Annotated in this window: 21 protein-coding genes and 1 other RNA gene; 13 read left to right on the forward strand and 9 right to left on the reverse strand. The window is 45.8% G+C overall.

Going from position 1 to position 21,872, the window contains the following annotated elements; genetic code table 11:
* From AOC20_RS03190 to AOC20_RS03200, 3 genes are read left to right on the forward strand one after another with little or no spacing between them, the layout of a single operon-like run.
* Positions 1-357 (forward strand): YcfL family putative periplasmic lipoprotein, encoded by a 357-nt coding sequence (locus AOC20_RS03190; RefSeq protein WP_215361418.1) that lies wholly within the window; start codon positions 1-3, stop codon positions 355-357.
* Between the two features lie 48 nt (positions 358-405).
* Positions 406-996 (forward strand): penicillin-binding protein activator LpoB, encoded by a 591-nt coding sequence (gene lpoB / locus AOC20_RS03195; protein WP_215361421.1) that lies wholly within the window; start codon positions 406-408, stop codon positions 994-996.
* Positions 997-1,031: 35 nt separating this feature from the next.
* Positions 1,032-2,078 (forward strand): hypothetical protein, encoded by a 1,047-nt coding sequence (locus AOC20_RS03200; protein WP_215361422.1) that lies wholly within the window; start codon positions 1,032-1,034, stop codon positions 2,076-2,078.
* A 12-nt stretch (positions 2,079-2,090) separates the two neighbouring features.
* Here AOC20_RS03200 and AOC20_RS03205 read toward each other — a convergent pair whose 3' ends face one another.
* From AOC20_RS03205 to trxA, 5 genes are all read right to left on the reverse strand, one after another.
* Positions 2,091-3,482 carry an MATE family efflux transporter gene (locus AOC20_RS03205; protein ID WP_215361424.1) on the reverse strand — a complete coding sequence of 464 codons (1,392 nt, stop codon included), beginning with the start codon at positions 3,480-3,482 and terminating at the stop codon, positions 2,091-2,093.
* A gap of 3 nt (positions 3,483-3,485) precedes the next feature.
* Positions 3,486-5,204, reverse strand: a complete 1,719-nt coding sequence (locus AOC20_RS03210; protein ID WP_215361426.1) for an ArnT family glycosyltransferase — start codon at positions 5,202-5,204, stop codon at positions 3,486-3,488.
* Positions 5,205-5,293: 89 nt separating this feature from the next.
* Positions 5,294-5,641, reverse strand: coding sequence for a type B 50S ribosomal protein L31 (locus AOC20_RS03215; protein WP_215361427.1), 348 nt, complete (start codon positions 5,639-5,641; stop codon positions 5,294-5,296).
* Between the two features lie 178 nt (positions 5,642-5,819).
* Positions 5,820-7,082 (reverse strand): transcription termination factor Rho, encoded by a 1,263-nt coding sequence (gene rho / locus AOC20_RS03220; protein WP_068321061.1) that lies wholly within the window; start codon positions 7,080-7,082, stop codon positions 5,820-5,822.
* Positions 7,083-7,350: 268 nt separating this feature from the next.
* Positions 7,351-7,677 (reverse strand): thioredoxin TrxA, encoded by a 327-nt coding sequence (gene trxA, locus AOC20_RS03225; RefSeq protein ID WP_215361428.1) that lies wholly within the window; start codon positions 7,675-7,677, stop codon positions 7,351-7,353.
* Between the two features lie 109 nt (positions 7,678-7,786).
* Here trxA and AOC20_RS03230 point away from each other — a divergent pair, with 109 nt between their 5' ends.
* Together AOC20_RS03230 and AOC20_RS03235 are read left to right on the forward strand one after the other, a co-directional pair.
* The gene (locus AOC20_RS03230; protein ID WP_215361429.1) at positions 7,787-10,771 is read left to right on the forward strand and encodes a PD-(D/E)XK nuclease family protein; all 2,985 of its coding nucleotides are present in this window, start codon (positions 7,787-7,789) and stop codon (positions 10,769-10,771) included.
* Complete coding sequence (locus tag AOC20_RS03235) at positions 10,768-14,301, forward strand: UvrD-helicase domain-containing protein (protein ID WP_251373146.1); 3,534 nt, start codon at positions 10,768-10,770, stop codon at positions 14,299-14,301. Before AOC20_RS03230 ends, AOC20_RS03235 begins: the two co-directional genes overlap by 4 nt.
* A gap of 4 nt (positions 14,302-14,305) precedes the next feature.
* Here the strand turns inward: AOC20_RS03235 and AOC20_RS03240 are convergent, their stop codons facing one another.
* Both AOC20_RS03240 and AOC20_RS03245 read right to left on the reverse strand, forming a co-directional pair.
* The gene (locus AOC20_RS03240; protein ID WP_215361431.1) at positions 14,306-14,653 is read right to left on the reverse strand and encodes a BrnA antitoxin family protein; all 348 of its coding nucleotides are present in this window, start codon (positions 14,651-14,653) and stop codon (positions 14,306-14,308) included.
* On the reverse strand, positions 14,634-14,915 hold the full coding sequence (locus AOC20_RS03245) for a BrnT family toxin (RefSeq protein ID WP_349814562.1): 282 nt from the start codon (positions 14,913-14,915) through the stop codon (positions 14,634-14,636). The genes AOC20_RS03240 and AOC20_RS03245 overlap by 20 nt, the downstream gene beginning before the upstream one ends.
* Before the next feature lie 107 nt (positions 14,916-15,022).
* Here AOC20_RS03245 and AOC20_RS09765 point away from each other — a divergent pair, with 107 nt between their 5' ends.
* The 5 genes from AOC20_RS09765 (at position 15,023) to AOC20_RS03260 (ending at position 18,015) form a co-directional block, all read left to right on the forward strand.
* Complete coding sequence (locus AOC20_RS09765) at positions 15,023-15,148, forward strand: hypothetical protein (protein WP_285896903.1); 126 nt, start codon at positions 15,023-15,025, stop codon at positions 15,146-15,148.
* Positions 15,149-15,282: 134 nt separating this feature from the next.
* Positions 15,283-15,783, forward strand: coding sequence for a LexA family protein (locus AOC20_RS03250; RefSeq protein WP_215361433.1), 501 nt, complete (start codon positions 15,283-15,285; stop codon positions 15,781-15,783).
* A gap of 1 nt (position 15,784) precedes the next feature.
* A complete protein-coding gene (locus tag AOC20_RS03255) occupies positions 15,785-17,095 on the forward strand; it encodes a Y-family DNA polymerase (RefSeq protein ID WP_215361435.1) in 1,311 nt (436 codons plus the stop codon).
* 67 nt (positions 17,096-17,162) lie between these two features.
* Complete coding sequence (locus AOC20_RS09770; RefSeq protein WP_285896904.1) at positions 17,163-17,294, forward strand: hypothetical protein; 132 nt, start codon at positions 17,163-17,165, stop codon at positions 17,292-17,294.
* A 178-nt stretch (positions 17,295-17,472) separates the two neighbouring features.
* Entirely contained in the window at positions 17,473-18,015 is a 543-nt protein-coding gene (locus tag AOC20_RS03260) for a TIGR00645 family protein (protein WP_215361436.1), read from the forward strand.
* Between the two features lie 19 nt (positions 18,016-18,034).
* Here the strand turns inward: AOC20_RS03260 and AOC20_RS03265 are convergent, their stop codons facing one another.
* The gene (locus tag AOC20_RS03265; protein WP_215361437.1) at positions 18,035-18,694 is read right to left on the reverse strand and encodes a putative quorum-sensing-regulated virulence factor; all 660 of its coding nucleotides are present in this window, start codon (positions 18,692-18,694) and stop codon (positions 18,035-18,037) included.
* 288 nt (positions 18,695-18,982) lie between these two features.
* Positions 18,983-19,081: signal recognition particle sRNA small type (ffs, locus tag AOC20_RS03270), an RNA gene on the reverse strand.
* A gap of 32 nt (positions 19,082-19,113) precedes the next feature.
* Here ffs and dnaX point away from each other — a divergent pair.
* The 3 genes from dnaX (at position 19,114) to recR (ending at position 21,822) form a co-directional block, all read left to right on the forward strand.
* Positions 19,114-20,787: a DNA polymerase III subunit gamma/tau gene (gene dnaX / locus AOC20_RS03275; RefSeq protein WP_215361439.1), complete on the forward strand. Its 1,674-nt coding sequence runs from the start codon at positions 19,114-19,116 to the stop codon at positions 20,785-20,787.
* A 68-nt stretch (positions 20,788-20,855) separates the two neighbouring features.
* Positions 20,856-21,179, forward strand: coding sequence for a YbaB/EbfC family nucleoid-associated protein (locus AOC20_RS03280; RefSeq protein WP_072582156.1), 324 nt, complete (start codon positions 20,856-20,858; stop codon positions 21,177-21,179).
* Positions 21,180-21,207: 28 nt separating this feature from the next.
* Positions 21,208-21,822 (forward strand): recombination mediator RecR, encoded by a 615-nt coding sequence (gene recR / locus AOC20_RS03285; RefSeq protein WP_215361443.1) that lies wholly within the window; start codon positions 21,208-21,210, stop codon positions 21,820-21,822.
* Positions 21,823-21,872: the final 50 nt, after the last annotated feature.

Raw genomic sequence — 21,872 nt, forward strand, 5'->3', positions numbered from 1 at the left:
ATGAAAAATTACCTTGCAATCCTGTTTACGGCGCTTGCTCTACTAGCGTGTAGCTCAACGCCATCAATGAAGGATATGACGGTGCGCATGGGTAATACGGATAGTATCCAAATTACCGATATGCGCAGCTTGGTGCGCAACGGCGTACTGACGGCGCAAGTCACTATCCAGAATGACAGTAAATCAAATCTGGTTTCTTATCGGTTCAAGTGGATTGGTAAAAACGGTATGACTGTAACCGATGAAGAGTCATGGAAGCCTGTCACTGTAGGTAAAGGGCAGTCGACTATTATTACGGGGATAGCCCCAACACCAGATGCGACTGACTTTCGCTTTGAGTTAAATCAGTACAAGTAAATATCAAGCAACCACTCAATATTAAAAAGATATTAAGGCTTATTAAAGATGAATATGAATACTAAAACTATCCGCTTATCCGCAATTGCATTGTCAGTCGCAGCGCTTGCTGCCTGTTCTGGACCCCAGGTGCGTTATGGCGATGCTAAAGCGGTTGAGACGGTAAATGCCAACTATGGGTCTACGGATCTACAGATTATTGCTGAGGCGATGACAAGATCACTACTTCAATCAAAAGCAATTTCCGGAAGTAAGGATGCCCCAATTGTGACTTTGGCAGATGTGAAGAATAAAACTTCTGAATATATCGATACACGTGTCATTACCGATAAGATCCGTACACAATTGATGAAGAGTGGTCAGGTGCGATTTGCAGTGAGTGTTTCCGAAATGAATAATCAAACTGAAGAGCTTAAGCGTCAGAATCAGTCTGGACTATACAAAAATAGTACGATTGCTAAGACAGGCAATATGCAAGGCGCTCAATACCGTATCGAGGGATCCATTGCATCTATTGTGAAGAACACCAAAGACGTTAAAGATGTGTACTACGTCTTTAATTTGAATCTAATTAATAACGAATCGGGTTTGCTCGAATGGGCTGACGAAAAAGAGATTCGCAAGACTGCTACACGCTAATACGGCACTCAACATCAAAGAGAATTGAGTAACACATGAAAAAAACCCTTTTAGCTTGCACAGGTCTCAGCCTAGTCTTTTTAGCCAGCTGTGCTTCCAAGCCACCCGCTCCAGCAGCAGAATCTGCGATTGTGGGTCAGGTTCCAGCAGATCCACCTAAAAATCCAGTGATTAGTGCACAAGCACTGAAAGCGGATTCTAAGTCTATTGCAGTAACGGATATTTACTTCAAAAAAGAAGGCAAGAACTTAACCTTTATTGAAGAAACCAGAACAACGACGGGTAACAGCATTTCCTCTACGATTGCACCGAAGACGATTGAAGTAGATGCCGATAAAGCAAATGCATCTGCTCTTACTGGCGGTCCAAATTCATCTGCGTTTCCAGTGAAGTTCACCGATCTGTCTGATCCAAAAGCGACCAGCCCAGGTACTGCTATTCCGCCTGCACCAGTGGTTGATGCAGCGGCACCGAGCAGCAGTACTTCAAGCGCCAATACCCAGAGCATGAAAAAGTCTGGCTATCAAAGTAATAGTGAATATGGCGAGTTACGCTATTTGGCTAATCCCATTCGTGGCTTGCTAATCAAGTCTGGTTATAAAGTGGTGCAGGCTAAATCTACACCTGCCGCTCCTAACCAAGGTGATGAGTACTTTGATATTGTGAAGCGGATTAAGGCTGGCGATTTTGGTGATGCTGACTATGTGCTCTATGGCGTCCTGGCTGAAATTTCTAGCACTGACAATGTTGCTGACATCCCCGGAACTAAATCTACTTCACAACAAGTAACACTTGAGGTAACCGTAGACTTTAATATCGTTGACACTAAAACTACTCAAGTCGTAGCATCCTTTGTAGCTTCAGGCGAGGGCAAGGATGTGCAAATTGATGGCAGGGATACAAGCCATAAGCCAAGCATGGCAAAGCTAATGAAGTTAGCCTCTTTAGATTTAGCAGAAGATGTGCGCAAGCATTTGGCGGATCAAAACTTTATTACTAATCATCCGGGGTCAGCAGGACAAGTTCGCAATCTCAAAAGACGCTTGGATGATGATGCTTCCACTTTGAAGGTTTATAAGTAATAGCGATCTGTATTAAACCTCTACCGGCGGATGTGTTTTCTCATAGCGCTCCGCCGTTCTTCTGAAGAGGTAAAGTAAGAAGCACGCAGCCAAGCCTAAGCTCAGGCTATTACCAGCCCAAAAGCCATTCGCACCTTGTAAGAATGCAGGCGTATTGCCCAATACATTAAAGCCCATAAGATAGCCGCCACCGAGGCCGACACCCCAGAGGGATCCGGCATAAATGACCATTGGCCAAAATGCAATGCGATACGCCCTCAAAATAAATGCTGCAGTGATCTGCAATGCATCAAAGACTTGATAGAACGCAATAAACAGAAAGAGGGGAATAGAAAAGACCTTTACCTCTGCTGGAGGATCATATAAATCAAGCAGTTGAACTCTGAATATCCAAACGGCGATGCCGATAGAGATGCATAGGGTTGTTGTGAAGAAGACTGATGACCAACCAATTTCTTCAGCGCGTTCAGGCTTGTTGGCACCAATCGATTGGGATACTAATGTCATCGTGGCAATAGAGAGGGATAGCGGCACCATATAAATGACAGTTCCCATATTGGCCACAATTTGATGTCCTGCTAAGGCGGTCGTTCCAAGGCGAGCAATAAATAAGGACATAAAAGTGAAGGAGGTCACTTCAATCAAGTAGCTAAAACCAATGGGTGCACCTAGTTTGAGTAGGGTCCAGATGCGATGCCAGTCAGGCATGCTAAAGCGCGCAAAAATCTTAAATGGTTTGTAAAAACGATCAAACAAAACAAAGCCTAAGGTCATGAGTAGCCAAGACCAGTTGATGATGACGGTAGCCACTGCGCAACCAGGCCCGCCCATCCCCTCAATACCAAAGCCCCCATAGATGAAGAGAAGATTTAACGGAAGCTTTAGTGCTAGGCCCATGATCTGCACCACCGTGATAACAGTAGGGCGTGATACTGCATTGTGAAGTGCCATTAATACGCGCATGGCCATGCTGGCTGGCAAGCCAATTGCTAGGATATTGAGATATAACTTTGCTTTACCTTCGATGAGATCATTCACCTGTGAGATGGCCAGCAAATGATCTGCATTAAGCAAAATGAAGCAGCCGAGCACCGTGAGACCCAAAGCAAGCCAAGTTGCTTGACGAACCTCTTCACCGATTTCTGAAAAACGTTTGGCACCAAACAGCTGACCAGCAATTGGGGCGAGGGCCGATATCACTCCCGTTAAGCCAACATAAATACTAATGAAGATGGCTGATGCCATAGCGAGCGCTGCTAGATCATCGGCAGAATAACGCGCTGTCATAGCGGTATCTAGCACCCCAAAAGCAATCACCGCTAGCTGGCCAATTAATAAAGGCCCAGCTAACTTTAATAGGGAGGGGATATCCTCGCGAAGACGCGAAAGCTTAAAGTGCAACACGATTTATTCAGGGATGACTTCGTAAAGACGTAGGCGTTCGTCGCGGTCAGCTGCGCGGCGGTCTTCCCATAGAAGGGTGAGTTTTTTATTGTTTAATTGTGCGTAAGCTTTTGCTTCTGATTGACTATGGGTTAGCATCCACGGGCAATTTGGATCGTCGCGGAAGGTGAGCTTCGAGAAGTATTGAAAAGAGGCTAGTTGTGCAAAACCGAGATTGCTAGTGTTAATGCAGCCGCCGCCAGATGGGATGACTTGAACCAGTCGCGCTGAAACATGGCGATAGGTTTTAGCAAAGTTAATTGTTGGTAGCCATAAGCTCATGAGCAGTACCCACATCAAAGTAGTGCCTGATGCAGAGATAATTAGGCAGCGCCAAATTTCTTTTGGAGCGCGTGAAGTTCTCCAGCGCACTACTGCAAGCCAGACGCCTGTGATGGCGAGTGCCACAATAAATCCTAAGACATTAAATTGACTCTCAAATCCAGGAAGTAAGCGTGCAATATTGGCCGCGGTGGTTTCAGGATAGCCGGTCACTTTTGCTAGCCAGATAATCCAAATAGCCAGTGCAATGAGCGTAAAGCTAAACATTGCAAACCAATCGATAAAGCTAATAACGCTGCGCTTGAGAACAGGCAAGCTAAATGCAGCAATGATCGAAAGGCTAGGAATCAAAATCATTAAATCATGTTCATTTGCCTCTAGGCGGAATAGAACATAGATCAAGCTGCCAATGAATAAGCTTAATGGAATAGCAAGATGCGGTGCGCGCCATGCACCTGCTTCTTTGGTGCGACCCCAGTGCGCAAGCGAAACCATGGCTAGCGGCCAAACAGGCCAAGCGTAAGCCCAAAAGTTCACGCTCAAGAAACCAAGTGATTCGATTGAGGGGGTAGCGCGCATTTCTGGCATATTTCGCCAGCCTTCTTCGGCGATATGTCGCCACTGCGCTGGTAGGTCAGCCAAATACCAAACGATGGGCCAAATCGCAAAACCAATTAAACCCAAAACAGTACTTGTCAGCGTCCACCGAAAACGCAACTTTGCATTACTAGCAATCACCGCAATGATGGTGGAGGTAACGACGATTAAGCTAAGTGTCAGGTTGCTGGAGAGCGCCACGATCGCGATACCCAGGCCGGTCCATAAACCCCCTTGCCATGGTTTGTCTAAGCCACGAACCGTACCGTACAGCACAATACTGATACCCATCAGCTGCGCCATCATCGGTGTTGTTTCATGGGCGCGTTGCGCTAAGCCTACGCACGCTAAAAAAATCAGCAATGCACCATCAGCCAATGTCATGCCATAGCTCTTTAGGTCTGGTTGACCACCAACGGCTAAAGCCATCGGTTGTACTTCACGTCGACGGCCTAATAAATAAGTGGCATACCAAATTGCTAGGGCTGCAGCAAAAAAGCAGATCGCTGAATATAGGCGAGCTGCATTGGCAGCGCCAATCCAAGAGCCAAACAATTTAATGAGGGTAGCGCCCATCCAATATGGTAAAGGTGCACCTAAGGAGATATCACGACCAGCTAAATGGGGAACAACCCAATCAATAGAGTTGCCACGAAAAAGAGTCCACATGCCACCAAAGCCAATCGCATCTTCATTCTTCCAAGGATCACGAAAGAAGAGGCCAGCAAAACCATAAACCAAAGTCAGCGCAAAAATAATAATGCGCGGAATCGATTTAGTGGCGGCGGCGGTAAGTTTGACCATGTATAAAGTTCAAAATAAAAAAGGCAGCAAACGCTGCCTTGATTATCTCGCAGAGCAGGTATTTCACATACCCTGCGAATAGAAGTGGATTAAGCCTTCTTCTTAGCTGGCTTTTCAGCAGCTTTAGCTTCTGCAGCAGCAGCTTTTTTCTCAGCTGTTTTAGCAGCGCCATCACCGGTAGCTTTAGCAACCGCTTTAGTACCGAATTTCTGACGGAATTTCTCAACACGACCAGCGGTATCCATAATTTTCTGGGTACCAGTGTAGAAAGGGTGTGATTCAGATGAAGTCTCGATCTTGGCCAATGGATATTCATTGCCATCTTCCCACTTGATTGTCTCTTTAGTAGACATAGTGGAGCGAGTCTTGAAGCTGAAGTTGTTGGAAACGTCTACAAAGACGATTTCGCGATATTCGGGGTGAATGCCAGGTTTCATATTGAGTCCTATGAGCGGGTAGCCGTTTGAGTCAAATTGACTTAAATACTTGCCCAGGTTTTAAAAACAGTTAATGTAAATCTTGGGTGCAGCAAAAGCGAAATTATGCCATGAAATCAAGGACAAAGCTCGCTTTTAGGGTCTAAAAAGGGCTAAAACAGCCCCCTAGACCCTTAAATTAGCCTCCTCGACGCATAAGGTCGAAGAATTCACCATTGTTTTTGGTGGATTTGAGCTTATCAACGATGAAGTTCATCGCCTCGATATCGTCCATATCTGCCAGCAATTTACGCAATACCCAGATCTTCTGGAGATTCTCAGCTTTAACCAGGAGTTCTTCACGGCGGGTGCCAGACTTATTGAGGTTAATCGATGGGTAAACACGACGCTCAGCCAAGCGACGTTCAAGGTGTACTTCCATATTGCCCGTACCTTTGAACTCTTCATAGATGAGGTCATCCATACGGCTGCCGGTTTCAATCAGGGCGGTAGCAATGATCGTCAATGAACCACCTTCTTCGATATTACGAGCTGCACCAAAGAAACGCTTTGGACGTTGCAATGCGTTTGCATCCACACCACCAGAAAGCACCTTACCAGATGAAGGTACAACGGTGTTGTATGCACGCGCAAGACGGGTAATCGAATCTAACAAGATGATCACATCTTTGCCCATCTCTACTAAGCGCTTGGCTTTTTCAATCACCATCTCAGCCACTTGAACGTGACGCACTGCTGGCTCATCAAAAGTAGAGGCAACTACTTCACCGCGAACGGAGCGTTGCATCTCAGTAACTTCTTCAGGGCGCTCGTCTACGAGTAGCACGATAAGGATGGCATCAGGATTATTTGCAGAGATTGCGTGTGCAATGTGCTGCATCATCACTGTCTTACCGGATTTTGGTGAGGCTACGATCAAACCACGCTGGCCGTAACCAATCGGGGAGATCATATCGATGATGCGGCCAGTCAAATTCTCTTCAGCCTTGATATCGCGCTCCAAGCTGATTACACGGTTAGGGTGTAATGGCGTTAAGTTCTCGAACATGATGCGGTTCTTAAGAGCCTCTGGAGCCAAACCGTTGATCTTGTCTACTTTTACCAATGCAAAGTAACGCTCGCCATCTTTTGGTGTACGTACTTCACCTTCAACGCTATCACCGGTATGTAAGTTAAAGCGGCGGATCTGCGCAGGGGAGATATAAATATCATCCGGAGAAGCCATGTAAGAGGCTTCCGGTGAGCGTAAGAAACCAAAGCCATCAGGCAATACTTCTAATGTGCCATCGCCGAATACTGTCTCGCCAGCCTTCGCACGTTTTTTTAGAATGGCAAACATCAATTCTTGTTTACGCATCCGTTGTGTATTTTCAATCTCCAAGCTGGCTGCCATTTCAAGCAGAGCGGATACGTGGAGGACTTTGAGTTCAGTTAATTGCATGTGGTTCTCGGGTATTGATAAAGGTAAAAATAAATATGGGAAATTGGTTTTGGGGTATTGCCGCGCTGATCTAGATCACGCAGATGTGGAAAAACAGAATTTGGGAAGTTTACTTAGAAGAGGGGGGGGTAAATTGCTGGAAAGAGCGCGCTACTTGAAAGCGCTGAACTACTGATAACTACGATACTACACTAAAAAATAGGCCTGACAAGCAGGGGAATCAGTAAAAACCACAGGCTCAACTGGTGAACCTGTGGTCTGAGACTATTTACAGATGACTATCAATAAATGCAGTCAACTGGGATTTGGCCAAAGCGCCTACTTTTTGAGCAGCCACAGTGCCATTTTTAAAGAGGATCAGAGTAGGAATGCCACGAATATTAAATTGGGCTGGAACACCTTGGTTCTCATCCACATTCATTTTCGCGATCTGTAGCTTATCGCCATACTCGCCAGCGAGGTCTTCCAGAATCGGACCAATCATTTTGCAAGGACCGCACCACTCAGCCCAGAAGTCGAGCAGAACAGGTTTATCGGACTTGAGGACGTCTTGTTCAAAAGAAGCGTCAGTTACATATTTGATGCCGGCACTCATGAAAATTCCTTATTTAGACTTATTTAGCGAGTTATTTAATTATGTCGTTACAACGCTTATATTAGCAATAAGCGGAACGTTCTGCTCAAAATAGATAAATAGTCACCTGATGCCCCAGCCTTTTCCTACCCTTTCTGATCAAAAGCAGCCGCAAGCTTGGGCAATTACGCCCAATAGCCAAGCACTTGCCGAGTTAGCTCAGGGTATTTGGGATTGTGCAGTGCAAACTAAGCAACGCCCCTTGGTGGTGCTGAGTACTGCCGGACCACTGGTTGGGGTGAGAGCGGTCTTGGAGCAAAACCGACCCAAAAATCTGCCAAGCAGCATTGCATTCTTGCCTCAAGTGATCAGTTTTGCGGATTGGCTAGAAGCGGCACCCGGCGCATGGAAGTTTCCAAAGAAGCAAAGTGATTTAGAAAGATGGTTAGGTGTCTATGCCACTTTACGTAAACATAAACAATTACAAGCGTGGTTTAAGGCTGAGACTGAAACGGGTGCATGGGGTTTAGCACAAGCCATTGTTGAAGCCTGCGATACCCTATCAATTGCAGTGAGTCCACAGTTGCAAAAACAGATTCATGAACATATTCTGAATAATCAGGCTGGCAAAAGTAATCTCGGTGAGATTTGTCTTGAACAAGCGCAAGTGTTGTTGGATAGCGCCGTTGCCAATGTTTATTCAGGAATGGCTCGTAAAGTTGTAGATCAAGAAACTAAGGTTTTGCTGGAGTTTTGGCGGTATACCGTAAGCATCAGTGACCCAGCATTTCGAAATCAGTTTGCAATGGCTGCACATCTCAATGCAATTGAAGCTGCCAAGAATGCGCATCACGCGAGACCGCTGATTTGGGTGGAGACGGCTGATCCAACTCCTATTGATCAAGAGATCATTAGCAATTTACTGAATCAGTATGCCCAATACGCTCCAGTGGTAGAAGTCAAAATGGATTGGCGTGATGCGGGCTTGTGGCCTGAGTCTATTGGCGTAGAAGGCGATGAGCAGTCTAGGGTACTAGCACTTGCAAATGTAAAGCGTTCGCAAGGTAAAGGCTGGCAACTGATTCCGGCTAAACGCTTTGAAGAGTTAGCGTGGACTGCTGCTAAAACGATTGAGCAACATCTCATTGATGGCAAAACTAATCTCGCACTTGTTGCACAAGATCGTTTAGTTGCAAGAAGGGCGCGTGCGCTACTTTCACGATTAGGTCCAGCGCTTAATATTCGCGATGAGACTGGTTGGAAGTTATCCACTACGCGTGCAGCTGCTGCACTTAATAGTTGGTTAGAGCTAATCAAGGCGCCTAAGGATGGCCCTAGTGCAAAAACCTTGCTTGAGTTTTTGCAAAATCCTTTTTTAGATTTTGGAAAAATTCTCAATCGAGACCCAGCATCCTGCATGGGACTTATTGCAGAGTTGGAAGATATTCTAGTTGCTAGTAAAGCGGAGTCTGGTTGGAAAACCTTTCACCTGGCAATTGAAGGCGCAAGAGATAATGCGACAAAAACCTCGAGTTCGCTACCAAGCTCTGCATTATTTGAGTTGCTCCAGTTTGTCAGGGAACGCCATCATGAGTGGCTGGCGTTAAAGGTTGATTGCAACCAAGCCTTTAAGCAGTTACAGGGCAATCTTCAAGCAACTGGCATGGTCCAAAGCCTCGAGAAAGACTCTGCTGGCAAACAGTTGTTAGAGGTGCTTAAGACATTTGATTTAAGTAAGACGCAATACCAAGCTTCCCCTATGCGCTTAAGTGAATGGCTGAGTTTGCTCAAAACCGTTATAGAGGGTGCTAGTTATCAAGAGGCTGGCAAAGAAGCTAAAGCTGCACTCAGTATTCTGCCGCTCAGCTCAACACGTATGCGAGATTTTGAAGCTGTAGTTGTCGTGGGTTGTGATGAGCAGCAGTTGCCGGCATATTCAGAGCCGCCACTCTTTTTCTCAGATGCGCTAAATCAGTTATTGAAGACCTCCACAATAGAGATGCAGTTTGTGCAGCAAGCTAGAGATTTGTCGCAATTGCTGGTGTCATGCCCCAATGTTGATTTGCTCTGGCAAAGTAAAAGTAATAACGGAGAGCCGCTGAGGCCCTCGGCTTGGATACAGCGTTTGCAAAATCAAATTGAGTGGGAAGCCATTCCGACTCAACTAAAAAAACGATCTTTTGAGGCCGTGCCAATGGAGATGGCGGTTGCGCATTTTGAAGAAGATCTGCCGCTGCCGCTTTCGATGAGTCCCAGCGCCTACAAGGCCCTCCGGGATTGCCCATATCGTTATTACGTTCGCAGTCTATTGGGCTTACGTAAGAACAAGGAGTTTGATGAGGGCTTTGATGCTTCCTTAGCAGGACAGACCTTGCACAAGTTACTTAAGCGTTTTTATCAAGCGCTTAAAACACAAGAACACACTAATTCAGCCCTCAAGTCCAATTCAGAGCAAAGACGCGCCTGGATGGAGCAAAGCTTAAATGTTTATTCTGAGCAAGAGTTCGCCTCTTTGATCGAGGGTGATGCTAGGGTAATGGGCACATTAAGAGATTGGCAAAAGCAAATCCCTAGTTTTGTAGATTGGCAATTACAACGTGAGATGGCAGGTTGGCAATATTTTGATGGCGAAGTCAAAGTTGGTTTTGATCTGTCATTTCAGGATGCTGATGAAAATCTCAAAATGATTCGGATTGAAGGCTATGCTGATCGCTATGACGTTCATGTAGATGACAGTAAGCTTGCCTCAGTGATTGATTACAAAAATCAACGCTTTGAGAAGGTAAAAGTACGCGCCGAACATATCTTGGATGATCCTCAGCTATTGATCTACGCTCGGGCCGCTAATGAGATGCAGGAAGGTCATAAGCTTACTGGCCATCAGGTTCGACAAGCAGAGTGGGTAGCCTTAAAGGCAGACATCTCCAAGGGAGAGCAAAAGGCTACGCGTAGCCAAGAGGTGTCTGATATGCCAGAAATGATGAAGCTATTCTCTGAGCAAATGACAGAGGACATAGAGCAGCTTTGGGCTAAAAAGCCAATGCAAGCATTTGCACCTGAAGGAGTTTGCCAATACTGCGAAGCAAGGGGTATTTGCAGGAAGGGAATTTGGTGAGTGATCTCATGAATGTGCTTCCAGAGAAGCGGGTCTATTCAGAAAGCCTTGCTTGTGATCCCCAGCGCTCGGTAATTGTCTCTGCTTGTGCAGGCAGCGGCAAGACTTGGTTGCTAGTTGCGCGTATGGTACGCCTATTGCTTGACGATGTGAAGCCGCAAGAGATTCTTGCATTAACGTTCACACGCAAAGCCGCGCAAGAAATGCGTGACCGCTTATATGGATTGCTCGAGCAATTTTCTAAAAGTGACGATGCTTCGTTAATTAAAGAACTCACCGCTAGAGGCATGGCGCGTGATCAAGCTGAAAAATACCTGCCCAAGGCTAAAGCGCTTTATGAGCAGGTGCTGGCAAATCCACAGCCGATTGTGATTGACACCTTTCATGGTTGGTTTGGCAGATTATTGGGTGCAGCCCCCGTATCACTGGGTATTCAGCCGGGATTTAAGCTGCGTGAAGACGCCAAGCGATTGCAAGAGGAGTGTCTTGACGATTGGTGGGGTGATCTCACGCCAGAACTGAAAGCCCATTACGACGTCTTACTCAAATACTTAGGATCACATGAGACGCAAAAACTCTTGATGGGTAAAAGTAGTCTCTTAAAGCAAAGAGGAGCATGGGCTTTCTTTGCAAAGAAATGCAATCAAACTAGCGTGAGCCCAATTGAGCGCCTAAAACAGTCTCTACATAAACTGAACTTACCTAATCCATTACTAGGTCAGTGGAATGCACCCAACGTACTAGAGGATCTTCAGTTCCTAGCGCGCTGTTTTCAAAATAGCAGCGTAAAAGATAGTGATCTCCTGCAATACTTGTTGCCTGCCATTGCCTGTAAAGAACGTGAAGGCAATGTGATGGAGGTCGCGAGTCACTTTCAAACTACTTTCTTAACCAAAGATCCAAAATATCGCAGTAATAACGATAAAGCTTTGGGTGAGGCGAAAAAATATCTCGAGAAGATGGGTGAGTCTCATCGTATCGATGAGCACATCGCTATTAAGCAGCAATGGGGGCATGCTTTTGAGGAATATCTCCTATGGCAAGCTGAGCAGGATGTCTTTCTTATCAATGAAGCTTGGTTTGCTCTGAGTCAATCCATGATGGCACACGCCAGCGCCCAAAAAGAGAATATGCGTGTGCGTGATTTCGATGATCTGGAAGTTGGCGTTAGCTTATTAATGGGGGAGCCTGAACATGCTGCATATCTTCAGTCTCGTTTAGATGCCAAGTACAAACAAATTTTGATAGATGAGTTCCAGGATACCAATCCATTGCAGTGGCAAATTCTGCGAGCCTGGTTAGCGGGCTACAGCGAAGGAGATGAGCGGCCAAAAGTATTTATTGTGGGCGATCCCAAGCAGTCGATTTATCGCTTCCGCCGTGCCGACCCCAGATTGTTTGTAAGTGCAGCACGGTTTTTGTATCAATACCATGATGCGGCTTATATTGAGCAAGACAAAACGCGTCGCAACGCTCCTGAAATTAATCAAACAGTGAATAGAATCTTTCAGGGCGAGCAAGTGCCGCCTGATTACCCGTATTCAGAGCAGCAAACCCTGTGGACCACTTCAGATGAAGGTAAGCCGACCGATGTTTATGCTCAGCAAGGCGAGATTTATTTATTACCCCTCATTCCTTATGCAGAGCAGACACAGGAACCCCGAGAGGGCAGCGCTTTTGACGGAGCGATTGCCGATTCAAGTGAAACGGTTGGTGTGATTCAGCGTCAGCATGAGGGTGAGTTAGTCGCGCGTCTAATTAAAGAGATCATCGCGACACGCAAGGTAGCTGACAAAGAAGGCGGCAAGGAAATATGGCGTGAGGCTAGAGCAAGCGATTTCTTGTTGCTAGTCAAACGTCGTAAATACTTACCTCAATACGAAAGGGCACTGCGTGATGTAAAGCTTGCCTATGAGAGTCCACGTTTAGGCGGGTTGCTTAATACTTTAGAGATCGATGATCTTATTGCTTTACTGACTGTTTTGGTAACACCTCGTCACGACTTACCGCTAGCCCAAGTTCTTAGAAGTCCGATTTTTAGTTTTACAGAAAAACAAATGCAGCAATTGGCAGTAGCAATGACATCAGGTCAATATCGCTCTTGGTGGGATGCACTGCAAGATAGCAAGGATGCAAAGCTACAAAGAGCTGGTCGTTATCTCCAGCATTGGCATGTCTTAGGGGAGCGCTTGCCAGTCCATGACCTGCTCGATCGTATCTACCAAGAGGGAGATGTACGCCTCAAATATGCTGCCGTCTGTCAGGATCTTGATCGTCCGCAGGTATTGGCAAATTTAGATGCTTTTTTAGAGGTGGCACTCAATCAAGACGGTGGTCAATACCCAAGCTTAAGCCGTTTTATTCAAGAAATGAATACGAAACGCCGTGGCGATGATGATGAAACGCCCGACGAGGGAGATGTTGATGCTGCCAGCGATGACAACTTGGCGGAAGTAGATGAAGAGAGCGAGATGTCAGAGGAGGATCGCTATAAGCGTGTGCGACTCATGACAATTCACGGCGCCAAAGGTTTGGAGTCGCCTTTTGTCATTATTCTCGATGCGAACAATACCGATACGAATGTGGACTACAGTGGCGTGTTAATTGATTGGTCACCACAAGAAGAGGGTCCATCTCACCTATCTCTCTTTACTTCTAAAACATTAACGAGTCCTCGCACTGAAATCAATGAAGCTGAGAAGCAAATCGGTGAAAAAGAAAATTGGAACTTACTTTACGTCGCTATGACCCGTGCGCGCCAGGGCTTATGGATTAGCGGTGATGCTCAAAAGCCCACCACCAATAACCCTAGTGGCCTAGATAAAACTTCTTGGTATGGCAAGGCAAGCAAAGCTGAGTTACCTGTATATCAGGTAGGTGATCAAGCGGGATCAATAGAAGAGACTGAAACTATTCAATCTAAGCAAGAAAATGCAGTCGAAGATTTTTTCTTGGACTGGAATCCTGCACAAGAGAGCCACACGCAAATGCTCTCTGACATCGAAAGTGGTGTCACAGTTGAAGTGTTTGCGGGCGAAGATGAGCAAGCTAGCAATCCCGATCCTGAAATTTTGGAAGAGGGTACGAACTTCCATAAGTTGCTTGAATTTCTCACTCCAGATACCACTAACCAAGCAAAGCCGGCAATGCCAAGCGAGCAAGAGCTCATGGATTGGCTAGCCGTTGATCAGAGTCATGCGGAAACATTACTCTCCCGTACTAAAAAAGTACTAGAGACTCCAGAGCTTAAGCGCTATCTCACATCAGGTGAGTGGTTGCAAGCTTGGAATGAGCTCGATATCACCAGCGAAGACGGTAAGAGCTATCGCATGGACCGTTTGATAGAGTTTGATGACCATCTAGCCATCATTGATTACAAGCTGACTATCCCGGAAGTGGCTAGTGAGCAGTATGAAAAGTACCGCAAGCAATTGCAGGGCTACCAAGCTGAACTCACGCGCATCAGAAAAGACAAGCCAAACAAGGCTTACTTGATTTCATCCAAGGGCGAGATGGTTGAATTTAGGTAAATCCTTAAGCAGCAGCCTTGAATTTGTTGGTCATTAAAGTGCCTTTGCTCAACTTCTTTTCAACAGTCGATATTGATTTGGATTCCCTTTTCACTTCACCAAGTACTTGATTGATAAAAGTTTGCCAACCTTCACCTTTGGATTTGTAAAAATCTAAAGTTTCTTTATCAATTCTTAGGGTAACCTGTTCTTTAGCTCCACTGCCTAGGGGCCTGCCACGACCACGAACTAGCGTAGGCTTAACTTTCTCCCACTCTTCATCCGTGAATGGCATATTGTCAGGATCTGCCATTGCCGCTTTTGTAATAGCAGCATCTTCTTCGGCACTAGGTCTAATTATTTTCTTTTTCATATCTCTCTACCTCGCGGGTATTTGCTTTTCTTAGACTAATAATTCTTTTACCTATTTTTAGTTCAACATAAACTACGCAGTACAGACGTTGCTTTATGAGTGCTAGCGCTACACACCTCTCCTCACCATAATTCTTTCTGCCATCAATGTAGCTAATGGCAGAATCCCAATCCAGCAGCTTTGCATCTGAGAGAGGTAGACCATGTTTTGCAATATTTGAATCATTTTTTGCCGAATCATAAGTGAATTTTATCAGAAATATTGTAGTTACGTTAAATCATAACATCAATGAATTAATATAACTACAAAAAATAAGGGAATTCCAATAAAAGAGGGCTTTGGAGGGGTATTAAGTACTATCATTGAGGCATGGAACGTTTCCCAATCATTCTTGAGCTCGTAGAAACTGCGCAGTCATGGTTTTATCGAGCCAGTATTTATCTATCCAACGTCTTTGCGGATGACCCAGCAATACTTGCGTTTGTTTTTTGCTAAGGTTGAGTGAGGCTGAGCGAGCCACCTACGGGTGGTTTTTTGTTGCCTAAATTTTGAGCAAATAGCCCTAAAACAACAAAAATAAGTTCATTTCTGCGGTTTTTACATATACTGTATAAACATACAGTATATTAATGACTATGACGCAAGTAATGAACCCCGCGAAAGTAACCCTAAGCCAGGCACCACAGGCCTTGGCGGGGCATTTTGCTGCCTATGAGCTTAAGCTTCTTAGCCACCGGATTTCAGCTGGATTCCCTAGTCCAGCAGCAGATTACGCCGAAGACGGCCTCGATCTGAACCATTACCTCGTCCAGAACAAGCCAGCCACTTTCATGTTCACTGTAAAGGGGGATTCGATGTTGGGCGCAGGCATTTGTGACGGTGACAAGGTGGTCGTGGATAAGGCCCTCAAGCCAAAGCATAAAGATATCGTTGTGGCAGTCGTTGATAGTGAATACACCATCAAACGCCTCTATCAGTTACGTGGTCGTATTGAGCTTCAACCAGAAAATCCCAGCTATCAAGCCATCACCTTCAATGAGGGTAGCGAGTTACAAATCTGGGGTGTAGTGGTTGGAGTAGTACGTAAGTACAGTAATGCTAGCGGCAGATACAACAAAGAGGGTAAGTGAGATGAATACACAAAACACTTCAACCTCACTCTTCGCGCTTGTAGATGTAAATAACTTCTATGTTTCTTGTGAGCGCGTATTTCAGCCCAAGTTAGAAGAGGTGCCGATGGTAGTGCTCTCTAATAACGATGGCTGTGCTGTTGCACGTAGTGCGGAAGTTAAAGCGCTTGGCGTGAAGATGGGTACGCCCTGGTTTCAGATGAAGGACTTAGCTAAGAAGCATGGCATTCAGGCTTACTCATCCAATTACACCTTGTATGGTGATATGAGTAGTCGTGTCGTTCAGGTGCTCAGGGAGTTCACGCCTAATCTTGAGGTGTACAGCATCGATGAGAGCTTCTTACAAATCGAGACTGTCTTAAAACAATATCAAGACACGATTGAGCTAGGTCAGAGAATCAAACAGCAGGTGAAAGACACCACTGGCTTGCCAGTCTGTGTAGGCATTGGCGCTAGCAAGACCTTGGCTAAGCTGGCTAATCACTTGGCTAAGAAACACAAGCAGTTCGCTGGCGTATGTGATGTCAATGCGATGGCAAAAGAAGAGCTCTACCAGTGGATGAGCGAGACTGAAGTAGGTGAAGTGTGGGGTGTTGGCAAACAAATCGCTAAGAAACTCAAAGCCCAAAAGATTCAGAGCGTATTTGATCTCTTACAGACTTCACCGCAAGCTATGCGTCAGCAGTTTGGTGTGGTGATGGAGCGCCTTTGTTATGAGTTGCGTGGTACATCCTGTCTACAGCTAGAGGAAGTGGCACCAGCCAAACAACAAATCATTGCCTCACGTAGTTTTGGCAAGTTAGTGAGTAGTCAAGCAGAGCTTGCTGAATCGGTTGCTACCCATGTAGCCCGCGCCGCTGAAAAACTCAGAACTCAAAACAGTACTACGGGCGCGCTCACGGTATTTATTCAGACTAATCCGTTTAAACAAAATGAACCGCAGTATCACCAGAGTGTCACGATTCCATTGGCCGATCCAACAGACAACACGCTGACCTTAACGAATGCAGCGCTGGCAGGTTTAAAGCAAATCTATCAAGCGAACTTTCGTTATAAGAAAGCGGGCGTCATCCTTAATCTCATTAGCGATAAGCCAACCGCACAGCAATCACTCTTTGACGATATCGAAACCAAGGGGAAGTCTGCGCACCTCATGAAAGCAGTCGATGAGATCAATACGCGCTTTGGTAATGCGGCAATCAGATCTGCAGCTGCAGGAACCAATCACTCTAAGGAAGAGTGGCAGATGAGGTCAAACAATCGGTCGCCAAACTACACCACCAAGTGGGATGAGTTGCCGGTAGCTAGATAAAGAATGAAGTAAGCAATAAACCAATTAGTCATTAAATAAAACGTAATAACGTACAAAGGAGAAGCAAATGGACTTACTTAACAACTTCAACGGAATTTCTCTGGCAGTCATCATGATCCTGTCCTATTGCGCAGTGTTGAAAAACACCAAGCGTCATGATGCTGAAACAAAGCAGATCTTTAATCGTAGATATCAGTAAAGAATCTATCGGTAGTAGCAGGAGTAAAGAAAAAGCAGTGGCAAGGAAAAAGCAGCAGGCAGAGAGGGAATAAGGAAATCACGGATTCCTTATTCCCTATTGCATATAAGGGCATGTAGATAATTCCCCTAATTTTGTTAAGTCTTTAATACCCCTAAAAAGTGGTTAAGATTTGCACATGAACCAAGATAAACAAACTTTCCTAGATAAAAAATTACGCCCATTGCCGCGTTGGATATTCATGTCCCGCTGGCTGCAGGCGCCACTCTATTTGGGTCTAATTGTTGCCCAGGGTGTGTACGTTTGGCAGTTCTGGATAGAGCTAGTTCATCTCATTACGATGATGGCAGATAAGTCGATGACTGAAACTGCCTTAATGCTAGTGGTATTAGGCTTGATCGACGTAGTCATGATTTCCAACTTATTGGTCATGGTCATTGTTGGTGGCTGGGAAACATTTGTCTCACGCCTAGAGCTGGAGAATCACCCCGATCAGCCTGAATGGCTATCTCATGTGAATGCTGGGGTATTGAAGGTAAAGCTGGCAACTGCCATCATTGGTATTTCATCAATCCATTTACTCAAGACATTCATCAATGCGGCATCCTATGATGAAAAAACCTTGATGTGGCAAACCTTAATTCACATTACCTTTGTACTGTCAGCAGTTGCAATTGCCTATACTGAAAAAATAGTGACAGCAGCGCATAAGCCCCATTAATAGAGCCAAGCCATACAAGCTACTTAGCTTCTAAGGCTTTGCGCAGATATTCAGAGACATTGTCTTGACGTAGCATCCATTGCTTATAGTCACTAGGCATTTGGCTAATCAGCTCACCCTTGTGTTTGCCATAGGGCATTACTTTCGGAATGCGGGCTTTCTCAGACATCTCCCATAAGGCATCTAAAGAGATCGGGTGTAACTTATCAATAATCTGCCCAACAATCTTGGAGCAGATCCATACATCAGCTAAGGCGCTATGAGCATTACGTAACTGATCTCTAGCGGTGCTACGTTCAAAGTGATAGAGCAGGGCGCTTTGTGTATGACTGTCGAGCTTAGGCCAAAGGCTGCGTGCTAGTGCTAGGGTGCAGATACGTTTTACTTCGGGCTTACCAATCGCCACCCAGTCAAAATCAATATTGTGACCAATTAGGTATTTAGCGCCAGCTGGTAATCGAAAAGAACTACTTGCAGGGCAATTGACTAGCTCTTCATCCATGATGTGATGAGTAGCAAGCGCGCCTAAGCTAATCGGTTTACCTGGGTTGTAACGTTGCACCCAAGGGTTGCCCACTTCAAATGGCTTAAGGGAAGTGACATCAAGTGAAGCGGCTTCAATAATCACTGCATCGTTCTTATCGGTTGCTTCTACGTCAAAAATAATGGCTTGGGACATAAGTACTTTAGTGAAGTTGTATTGGTCTATTGTGCCTTGACTACTTACTTACACTTAAATCCTCAAAATTCTCTATTCAATGAGGTCTTAAGGTTCTACGCTAAAACATTCAATTTAGGGGAGGGCATACTTTGCGAGTATCTATTGAGTGTTCCCATAAACAATTGCAATTATTTAGGATCTCGCTAGATGCAAGAACAGTCCTAGTTTTGCTAATTATTTGGATGATTTGGGGGATTTTTAGGATTCTGAAGATCTTCTGAATCGCTGTTTTTAATAGGGGGAGGGGTGGATGAGCCAAACCCCCGGCACTGGCAGAAATTGGGTTTGGCTGCTTCGTTCCCGACCTGACCAGGTTATCCAACCCACCATGCGGGGAGGCCCATCCAATTCCATTTTAGCTTGTTAGAATGTAAGACATGACAGCATTGGCATTAGCCCGTTCGTGGCGCCCCAAAACCTTCTCTGAATTAGTTGGCCAAGACCATGTGGTTAAGGCTTTAACGCATGCCTTGGATCAGGGTCGCCTGCACCATGCATGGCTCTTTACTGGCACTCGCGGGGTAGGTAAGACGACTATTGCCCGAATTATGGCTAAAGCCCTCAATTGCACAGGATCCGATGGTTCCGGCAAGATGACTTCAGAGCCTTGCGGAAAATGCCCAGCTTGTATGGAAATCGATGCAGGCCGCTTTGTTGACTATATAGAGATGGATGCTGCAAGTAATCGTGGTGTTGACGACATTGCTTCCCTGCTAGAGAAAGCTGCGTACGCACCAAGTAATGGTCGTTATAAGGTTTACATGATTGACGAGGTGCACATGCTCACCAATCATGCCTTTAATGCCATGCTCAAAACTTTGGAAGAGCCTCCAGAGCACGTCAAATTTATTCTGGCGACAACAGATCCGCAAAAGATCCCTGTCACTATTCTGTCTCGTTGCTTGCAGTTCAATCTCAAGCAAATGCCAGTACCGCTCATCGTTGAGCATCTCGAAAAAGTGCTGGCAGCTGAAAAAGTCGAATGTGAAGTCAATGCTTTGCGTGTTCTGGCTAAGGCCGCTCAAGGTTCTATGCGCGATGCGCTCTCATTAACTGACCAAGCGATTGCTTACGCTGCTGGCAAGGTAACTGAAGAATCGGTGCGCGGCATGCTCGGTACCCTAGATGATGCTTATCTCATTCGTATTCTGGATTGTTTGATTGCTAAAGATGGTGCAAGCCTTCTGGCAGTCGCAAACGAAATGGGAGAGCGCAGCATGTCTTTCTCATTAGCGTTACAAGATCTATCAAGCTTGTTGCAAAAAATTGCAGCAGCGCAAGTTGTTCCAGAATCTGTTTTAGAAGATTGGCCAGAAGCAGGTGAGATTCGTCGTTTAGCCGGTCAACTGACGAAAGAAGAAGCGCAACTCTTTTATCAAATTACTATTACTAGCCGCCCAGATTTATCTTTGGCACCAGATGAACAAACTGGTTTTGCTATGACGCTCTTGCGGATGCTCGCATTTCGTCCGGGCAATGGCGGTGGGGGTAGTTCTTCTTCAACACCCTCATCACCATCGGCTCCACCGGTAAATACTGCTCGCCCAGCACCTGCTGCATCAGCATCCAGAGCAGCTGCTCCTGCGCCAGTAGCAAAAGCTGCTGCTCCAGCTCAAGCGCCGTCACCTGCCGCTTCAGCACCTGTTGCTGCCGCAGGTAACTCGGCAGAGCGTCCTGATTGGCATGCCTTGATGCGTCAGTTGCCGGTAAAGGGATTAGTACAGCAGTTAGCGTTTCAGACCGAATTACAAGATTGGAATGATTCTGCTGCAGGTGTACGCGCAACCATCGTGACGCCAATGCCGCAGTTAGCTTCTGATGCATCTGTTGGTCGTTTGGCTGATGCCCTCACAGTTCACTTTGGCAAACCTGTGAAGATTGTGATTGAGAAGGGTGAAGTAGAAGGCAAAACTGTTGCCAAGGTTGATGCCCAGATTCATCAAGAGAAAAGAATGAATGCAGAACAAATGATTGCAGCTGATCCTTTTATTCAGCAATTGGAAAAAGAGTTTGGCGCCAAAGTAGTTGGCGGCTCAGTAAAACCTCTTTGATGCAGCTACTGTAATAAAAGCTCTTTAATTTAAATATCAATATTCAAAAGCACTAAGGAAATAAAGCGATGATGAAAGGTGGACTTGCTGGTCTCATGAAACAGGCTCAGCAGATGCAAGAGAAAATGAAAACTGCGCAAGCTGAATTGGCTGCGTTGGAAGTAACTGGCCAAGCGGCTGGTGGCTTGGTGAAAGTAACTATCTCTGGCAAATACGAACTCAAGCGTGTACAGATTGATCCAGGCGCAATGGATGATCGCGAGATGTTGGAAGACCTCATCGTGACCGCTTACACAGAAGCATTCAAGCAAGTGGAAGCTGCCAGCGCACAAATGATGTCTGGCGCTACTGCTGGTATGCCAATGCCTCCTGGCTTTAAGTTGCCGTTCTAACTCTTTTTCAATATAAAGCTCTGATTACATGGCGCGTATAGAAGCACCTCAAGATGCACTCGGTCGTTTGATCGAGGCATTGCGCGTACTGCCTGGAGTAGGGCCAAAGTCTGCCCAGCGCATGGCGTTTTATCTACTACAGCATGATCGCAATGGTGCAGCTGTACTTGCTCAGTCGTTAGGCGAAGCGGTTGAAACGGTTGGTCACTGCGCGCGTTGCAATACATTCTCAGAAACACAGATTTGTAGTACCTGTTCTGATGAGTGTCGTGATCCATCACTCCTATGTATTGTCGAAACGCCTGCCGATCAAGTGATGGTGGAGCAGACACTCAGCTTCAAGGGCAATTACTTTGTATTGATGGGCCGTCTCTCGCCACTCGATGGCATGGGTCCGAATGAAATTGGCTTTGATCGATTGCTCATGCGTATTGAAAGTCCTGACACGGGAGTGCCAATTCGTGAAGTGGTGCTAGCAACCAATTTCACGAGCGAGGGTGAGGCTACCGCCCATTACATTGGTGAAGTACTCAAGGCCAAGGGGATCAAAGTCACCCGGATTGCTCGAGGCATCCCAGTAGGCGGCGAACTCGAATACGTAGATGCGGGCACGTTGGCTCGCGCCTTAATGGATCGCCGTTAATTCTGCTAACTGAGGTTTGAGTTGTTTCAGAGCACACCCATTGACGAATG

The sequence above is a fragment of the Polynucleobacter ibericus genome, from assembly GCF_018687955.1.
Classification (GTDB): domain Bacteria; phylum Pseudomonadota; class Gammaproteobacteria; order Burkholderiales; family Burkholderiaceae; genus Polynucleobacter; species Polynucleobacter ibericus.

What these genes read in the sequence shown, in the direction of transcription:
- AOC20_RS03255 (WP_215361435.1), top strand. Translation starts at nt 15,785, where the DNA reads ATGAATACACAAAACACTTCAACCTCACTCTTCGCGCTTGTAGATGTA.
- AOC20_RS09770 (WP_285896904.1), top strand. Translation starts at nt 17,163, where the DNA reads ATGGACTTACTTAACAACTTCAACGGAATTTCTCTGGCAGTCATCATG.
- AOC20_RS09765 (WP_285896903.1), top strand. Translation starts at nt 15,023, where the DNA reads ATGGAACGTTTCCCAATCATTCTTGAGCTCGTAGAAACTGCGCAGTCA.
- AOC20_RS03190 (WP_215361418.1), top strand. Translation starts at nt 1, where the DNA reads ATGAAAAATTACCTTGCAATCCTGTTTACGGCGCTTGCTCTACTAGCG.
- AOC20_RS03260 (WP_215361436.1), top strand. Translation starts at nt 17,473, where the DNA reads ATGAACCAAGATAAACAAACTTTCCTAGATAAAAAATTACGCCCATTG.
- AOC20_RS03250 (WP_215361433.1), top strand. Translation starts at nt 15,283, where the DNA reads ATGACTATGACGCAAGTAATGAACCCCGCGAAAGTAACCCTAAGCCAG.
- AOC20_RS03265 (WP_215361437.1), bottom strand. Translation starts at nt 18,694, where the DNA reads ATGTCCCAAGCCATTATTTTTGACGTAGAAGCAACCGATAAGAACGAT.
- AOC20_RS03230 (WP_215361429.1), top strand. Translation starts at nt 7,787, where the DNA reads ATGCCCCAGCCTTTTCCTACCCTTTCTGATCAAAAGCAGCCGCAAGCT.
- dnaX (WP_215361439.1), top strand. Translation starts at nt 19,114, where the DNA reads ATGACAGCATTGGCATTAGCCCGTTCGTGGCGCCCCAAAACCTTCTCT.
- AOC20_RS03215 (WP_215361427.1), bottom strand. Translation starts at nt 5,641, where the DNA reads ATGAAACCTGGCATTCACCCCGAATATCGCGAAATCGTCTTTGTAGAC.
- AOC20_RS03280 (WP_072582156.1), top strand. Translation starts at nt 20,856, where the DNA reads ATGATGAAAGGTGGACTTGCTGGTCTCATGAAACAGGCTCAGCAGATG.
- AOC20_RS03200 (WP_215361422.1), top strand. Translation starts at nt 1,032, where the DNA reads ATGAAAAAAACCCTTTTAGCTTGCACAGGTCTCAGCCTAGTCTTTTTA.
- AOC20_RS03240 (WP_215361431.1), bottom strand. Translation starts at nt 14,653, where the DNA reads ATGAAAAAGAAAATAATTAGACCTAGTGCCGAAGAAGATGCTGCTATT.
- rho (WP_068321061.1), bottom strand. Translation starts at nt 7,082, where the DNA reads ATGCAATTAACTGAACTCAAAGTCCTCCACGTATCCGCTCTGCTTGAA.
- recR (WP_215361443.1), top strand. Translation starts at nt 21,208, where the DNA reads ATGGCGCGTATAGAAGCACCTCAAGATGCACTCGGTCGTTTGATCGAG.
- trxA (WP_215361428.1), bottom strand. Translation starts at nt 7,677, where the DNA reads ATGAGTGCCGGCATCAAATATGTAACTGACGCTTCTTTTGAACAAGAC.
- AOC20_RS03210 (WP_215361426.1), bottom strand. Translation starts at nt 5,204, where the DNA reads ATGGTCAAACTTACCGCCGCCGCCACTAAATCGATTCCGCGCATTATT.
- lpoB (WP_215361421.1), top strand. Translation starts at nt 406, where the DNA reads ATGAATATGAATACTAAAACTATCCGCTTATCCGCAATTGCATTGTCA.